This window comes from Streptomyces sp. NPDC056948 (assembly GCF_042674225.1).
GTDB lineage: Bacteria > Actinomycetota > Actinomycetes > Streptomycetales > Streptomycetaceae > Streptomyces > Streptomyces purpurascens.
In genome coordinates this window covers 1-4610 of record NZ_JBHUQX010000576.1, presented here as the reverse complement: position 1 = coordinate 4610, position 4610 = coordinate 1, and the positions used below count along the sequence as shown (strand labels likewise).

Genomic DNA, 4610 nt, shown 5'->3' with positions numbered 1-4610 from the left:
GCCGATGCCGGGACGGCGGCCGATCCGCAGGCGGGCGTCGGCGCCGCCGCGCCCGGTGTAGCGGCGGCTGCCGCCGCGCAGGCCGGTCTCCGCGGCGGAGCGACCGCCTCCGCCACCGAGCCCCACCCCCTGACGGACCTCACCCCCGACGCCCCGGAAGCCACCCCGCAGCCGCTCGCCCTCACCGGCACCACCGACACCACACCTGCCCCCGCCCCCACCGGCCCCTCCCGCCGCCTCTTCGTCTCGCGCGTCGTCGCCGGGGCCGCCGCGGCCGCCGCTGTCGGGACCGTGGGGTACGGGACGTACGGCGTGCTGCGGGGGCCGAAGGTGAAACGGGTCACCGTGCCGCTGGCCAAGCTGCCGCGCGCGGCGCACGGGTTCCGGATCGCGGTGGTCAGCGACGTCCACCTCGGCCCGGTCCTGGGCCGCGGCTTCGCGCAGACGGTCGTCGACACGATCAACGCGACCCAGCCCGACCTGATCGCGGTCGTCGGCGACCTGGTCGACGGCAGCGTCAAGGACCTCGGCCCCGCCGCGGCACCGCTGGCCCAGCTGAGGGCCCGTCACGGGTCCTACTTCGTCACCGGCAACCACGAGTACTTCTCCGGCGCCGAACAGTGGATCGAAGAAGTCCGGCGCCTGGGCCTCAACCCCTTGGAGAACGCCCGCAGGGAGCTCCCGTACTTCGACCTGGCCGGAGTCAACGACGTCTCGGGCGAGGAGGAGGGCCAGGGTCCCGACTTCGCCCGGGCGCTCGGCGACCGGGACACCGCACGCGCGTGCGTGCTGCTCGCCCACCAGCCCGTCCAGATCCACGACGCCGTCGAACACGGCGTGGACCTCCAGCTCTCCGGCCACACCCACGGCGGCCAGCTCTGGCCCGGCAACCTCATCGCCTCCGCCGCCAACCCGACCCTCGCGGGCCTGGAGCGCTACGGCGACACCCAGCTCTACGTCTCGCGCGGCGCGGGCGCCTGGGGCCCGCCCACCCGGGTCGGCGCACCGTCGGACATCACGCTCATCGAGCTGGCGTCGAAGCAGGCCTGACCGAGCAGCCCCCTGTGCGTCCCCTCTGCGCCTCACCCTGTGAGAACGCTGTGAAACCGGACCGAATCGCCCATCGGTAAGTTCTTTCCCAACTCGGCAGAACTCTCTTCCCCGGGGTCAAAAACCTGTGATTGTGTGAGGCCGCCACGAAGGGGTGTGGCACCGGCACAAGGGCCCAAAGGGGTCTGGGGAGGGCAAGGCCGATGCGATCGGTTCGCATGCGGATACTCGCGGGGCTGCTCGTCCTGGCGGCCGTGGGCGTGGGCGCCTGGCAGTTCCTGCCGTCGAAGAGCGACGGCAGGACCATCACGGTGGGCACGACGGACGCCGTCACCTCGCTCGACCCGGCCGGCGCCTACGACGCCGGCTCCTGGGCGCTGTTCAGCAACGTCTTCCAGTCGCTGCTGACCTTCACGCCGGGCGGCACCGCACCCGTACCGGACGCGGCGAAGAGCTGCGCGTTCGCCGGCGGAGACCTGACGACGTACCGCTGCGACCTGCGCTCCGGCCTCACCTTCCCGAGCGGCCGGACGATGACCGCCGAGGACGTGAAGTACTCCTTCGACCGGATCCTGAAGATCAAGTCGCCCGTCGGCCCGGCGCCTCTGCTCGACACCCTCGGTTCGGTGAGCGCCGACCGGCTGACCGTCACCTTCCACCTGTCCTCGCCCGACGCGACCTTCCCGTTCAAGGTGGCCACCGGCGCCGGCTCGATCGTCGACCACACCGCGTACCCGGCCGCCGGGCTGCGCACCGACAACGCTGTCGACGGCACCGGCCCGTACACCCTCACCTCCTACACGAAGAACGACAGGGCGGTCCTCGCGCCCAACGCCGGCTACCAGGGCGCCGTCAAGAATGGCGCGGACCGCTCCGTCGAGCTGCGCTACTACGACACTCCCGACGCGCTCGACACCGCCTGGAAGGACAGGCAGGTCGAGGTCGCGACCCGCCAGCTACCGCCCCAGGTCCTCGCCGCCCTGAACCCCAGCGACCCCGCCCAGCGCGTCTTCGAGGCGGACGGCTCCGAGACCCGCAACCTGTACTTCAACACCCGCTCGGGCAAGCCCCTGCACAACCCCGAGGTCCGCCAGGCCATGGCCTGGCTGATCGACCGCGAGCGACTGGCCGCCACCGTCTACGACGGCACCGTCGACCCCCTGTACTCCCTGATCCCGGCGGGCATCACCGGCCACACCGCCTCGTTCTTCGACGACTACCCCGAGCAGGACGCGAAGAAGGCACGGCAGTTGCTCACCAAAGCCGGCGTGAGCCTGCCGGTCCGCATCACCTACGGCTACGCCAAGGGCCGCGGCGCCGGTGCCCAGGAAGGCGCCGAGATCAAGCGGGAGCTGGAGGCGAGCGGGCTCTTCAAGGTCACTCTCCAGGGCTACGAGTGGACCGACTTCCAGAAGCGGTGGGCGACCGGCAAACTCGACGCGTACGCCGTCGGCTGGGTCGCCGACTTCCCCGACCCGGACACCTTCGGCGCCGCGCTCGTCGGCACCGGCAGCGCCATGAACACCGGCTACAGCAGCAAGACCGTGGACCGGCTCATCAAGGACAGCCAGCGCTACGCCGACCGCGGCGAAGCCGACCGGGACTTCCGCGAGGTGCAGCAGACCGTCGCGCAGGACGTGCCGGTGCTCCCGCTGTGGCAGGCGAAGGAGTACGTCGTCACCACCGAGGACATCGGCGGCGGCCAGTACCTCTCGGACGGCACGGGCGTCTTCCGCCTCTGGAGCCTCACAAGGCTCTGAGGTGCCCTGCGCGGCCCTGGGTCATGTCCGCGGCCTAGGACTCGGTGCGGCGCGCCGCCGGGTCCGGGATCGCCCGCGTCATGCCCGGCAGGAAGTCCGTGAACAGCTCGTGGACCTCCCGCACCAGGGGCCGCAGCACCCGGAAGCGGGCCAGGGCGACGCCCCGCGAGGTGAGCCGGGCACCGCGCTCCGCGAGCCGGTAGCTGCGCTCCCGCCCCTCCGTACGGTCGAAGATCCAGTACAGGACGAGTCCCATTTGGGACAGCCACATCAACTCGGGAAGGATGTCCCGCAGTTCCTCGGGCACCTTCGTCTTGGTCGCCCCCGCCAGCACCTCCCGGTGGACGCTGATGGCCTCCACGCGCGCGTGCTCCGACTCGGGGGAGAAGGGGCTGAGCGGGCTGTCCGGGTCGGCGGCGTTCTTGAAGAACTGCACCGCGAACTCGTGGTAGGGGGCGGCGATGTCCAGCCAGGTCCGCAGGACACCCGCGAGCCGTGCCTCCAGGTCGGTCTCCCGGTCCAGGATCTCTCGGACCGCCACCTGGTGCTCGGCGGCGATCCGGTCGTAGAAGCCCTGGATCAGGTGCTCCTTGCCCGCGAAGTAGTAGTACGCGTTGCCGACGGAGACCCCGGCCTCCTGGGCGATGGCCCGCATCGTCGTCTTGTCGTAGCCGCGCTCCTGGAACAGCCGCATGGCCGTCTCCAGGATCAGGGCGCGGGTCTGCTCGGACTTCGTGGGGGTGGCGCCGTCGTCGGGGCCGTCGTTCTTCGCGGACACGGGAAGAGAGCCTAACGTCAGCACCGGTGCGGCTACCGAGGGGCGCAGGTGCCGTCGGCGCAGCCCGGCGCGTTGTAGGTCCAGCCGGCGTCCGGGTCGTACGCCCACCCGTCCGCGCGCCGGTACACCCGGCCGCCCCACTGCGCCCCGCCCCGCGGCCCCTGGTGCCACTGCCCCCCGCGCCACTTGGCGGCGGCGAGCACCGCGCCCTTGGCGAGCAGGGCGCCGGACGGGGTGCTCAGCCGGTGGGCGAGCGGCCGGTGCTCGCGCAGCGCCCACAGGGTGACGACCCAGGCGGCGGGCCCCAGGTAGACCTGGCCGGCGTCGCCGACGACGGTGATCTCGTCGAGGGTGGCGCCGTGGTCGAGTCCGGGAAAGCGCCGCCGGGCCTCCTCGGAGGCGGCCGGGACCAGCTCCAGCGGCACGAGCTGTGCCTGCCGCAGGAGCCAGTCGCGCAGGAACGCGCACAGGGAGCACTCGGCGTCGTACAGGACGGTGAGCCGGCGGACCGGTGCGGTGGCGTTCACCCGGGCCTCCGCTCAGGCCCGGGCCGACGGGGCCGCCCAGCCCTGCGGCGGCACGGGCGGCACCTGCTCCCGCTCCATCACACCCCGCCGCCGGATCCGGTTCAGCACATAGACGTTGGCCAGGTGCATCACGCCGAGCACCAGCAGTACGACGCCGAGCTTGGTCGACAGGGCCTCGAAGACGCCGCGCGTGTCGGTGATGGTCTCGTCGCCGCTCAGATACAGCGCGACGAACCCGAGGTTGACGAGATAGAAGCCGACCACCAGAAGGTGGTTGACGGCATCGGCGAGCTTCTCGTTGCCGTGCAGCACATCGGCGAGGAAGACCTTCCCGTTCCGGCTGAGCGTGCGAGCCACCCAGATGGTCAACCCGACGCTGACCAGCAGGTAGATGACGTAGGCGATGACCGTGCGGTCCATTGCCCCACCCTTCTTGAACACGTTCAAAACGCTGTCGAGGGAGACTGTAGACCCTTTTTTGAACGTGTTCAACAC

The 4610-nt window shown here is 71.4% G+C and carries 5 protein-coding genes; 2 read left to right on the top strand and 3 right to left on the bottom strand.

What is annotated here, in order from left to right; all coding sequences use genetic code 11:
• Both ACFTZL_RS41380 and ACFTZL_RS41375 read left to right on the top strand, forming a co-directional pair.
• Positions 1–1050: metallophosphoesterase (locus ACFTZL_RS41380; protein WP_382594695.1), on the top strand; the 1050-nt coding region annotated here is incomplete at its 5' end.
• Between the two features lie 218 nt (positions 1051–1268).
• On the top strand, positions 1269–2810 hold the full coding sequence (locus tag ACFTZL_RS41375; protein WP_382594692.1) for an ABC transporter substrate-binding protein: 1542 nt from the start codon (positions 1269–1271) through the stop codon (positions 2808–2810).
• A 34-nt stretch (positions 2811–2844) separates the two neighbouring features.
• Here ACFTZL_RS41375 and ACFTZL_RS41370 read toward each other — a convergent pair whose 3' ends face one another.
• From ACFTZL_RS41370 to ACFTZL_RS41360, 3 genes are read right to left on the bottom strand one after another with little or no spacing between them, the layout of a single operon-like run.
• On the bottom strand, positions 2845–3588 hold the full coding sequence (locus ACFTZL_RS41370; protein ID WP_382594689.1) for a TetR/AcrR family transcriptional regulator: 744 nt from the start codon (positions 3586–3588) through the stop codon (positions 2845–2847).
• Positions 3589–3620: 32 nt separating this feature from the next.
• Positions 3621–4115: a thiol-disulfide oxidoreductase DCC family protein gene (locus ACFTZL_RS41365; protein WP_382594686.1), complete on the bottom strand. Its 495-nt coding sequence runs from the start codon at positions 4113–4115 to the stop codon at positions 3621–3623.
• 12 nt (positions 4116–4127) lie between these two features.
• Positions 4128–4535, bottom strand: coding sequence for a hypothetical protein (locus ACFTZL_RS41360; protein WP_382489600.1), 408 nt, complete (start codon positions 4533–4535; stop codon positions 4128–4130).
• Positions 4536–4610 lie beyond the last annotated feature (75 nt).

Bases quoted from the DNA above. Each gene is read 5' to 3' on its own strand.
- ACFTZL_RS41360 (WP_382489600.1), bottom strand. From the start codon at position 4,535: ATGGACCGCACGGTCATCGCCTACGTCATCTACCTGCTGGTCAGCGTC.
- ACFTZL_RS41375 (WP_382594692.1), top strand. From the start codon at position 1,269: ATGCGGATACTCGCGGGGCTGCTCGTCCTGGCGGCCGTGGGCGTGGGC.